This is a genomic window from Microcystis sp. T1-4, from assembly GCF_000297435.1.
Classification (GTDB): Bacteria; Cyanobacteriota; Cyanobacteriia; order Cyanobacteriales; family Microcystaceae; genus Microcystis.
Genome location: NZ_CAIP01000372.1, coordinates 1 through 907 on the forward strand (window position 1 = coordinate 1; position 907 = coordinate 907).

Sequence of the window (907 nt, forward strand, 5' to 3'; positions counted from 1 at the left end):
CCCTAATTATTTCTCCAAACCAGTTTCGGATTGTTTGACAACTCTTGGTAAAAACACTGGAAGATTTTGCCAACTATTCCGTGATGGATAGCAGTCCTTCTGTCGGATTCTTTGAGGTTTCGTAAATCTTTCTAAATTCTTCTTTTAATTGCTGCATTTTTTCAAATTTGGGAAAGTTTCTTTGATAGCTTCTAGTTTAATTTTTTGGATTTCCGTTAAATCTTCTTCATTTTTTAACAGGCTATATTTACTTCGCTTTAAAACTTCTAGCTTTGCTTCTTTTCCTGCTTTCTGTTTTTTATTTTTCTGCGCTTCTACGGCTCTTTTTTCCGCGGCTCGACTGAGCATCGCCGAACGTCTCTTCTCTGTTCGTCTAACTCTTGATTAATTTGTTTTATTACATGGAATCTATCAGCGACTACCTCGGCCGAAGGCATCAATTCTTTCACCAGATTTTTATAAGACAACCAAAGATCTATGCTGACTTCTTCAATTTGCTCTAACACCTCTTTTCCCCAGCCTGTAAGCGTTTTCCTCAACTCCTCTTGTGTTCGCTTCTCTAGAATAGCTATTAGTTTTCCCGTATCTAAATTTACTAAAACTGCACAGTAATTTTTTTGTCCTTTGACTAGAGCGATTTCATCACTTCCTAGTCTTTTTAATTCCGATAAATCTGGCTCTGTAATTTGTTCGGCGATGTCCTTTAGCATTCTTTGAATCTTTTCTTCTGTTACGTCATTTCTTCGGCTAATATTTAAAATATCTCCTTCTTTTAATTGTTTGAGTATATTCTCGGCTAGTCTTTTCGTATAGGTTCGTTTATTGGCGACAAAATCTAACTCTTCGCTAAAGGGTTTCTGACAGTTATTGCACTTAAATTGACGACGATTAACTTGTAGTTACAGGG

1 pseudogene is annotated in these 907 nt (G+C 36.3%); it reads right to left on the reverse strand.

Annotated features, from left to right (window positions below):
- Positions 1-899, reverse strand: a pseudogene (locus tag MICAI_RS17595) (ISL3 family transposase); the annotation flags it as partial.
- Positions 900-907 lie beyond the last annotated feature (8 nt).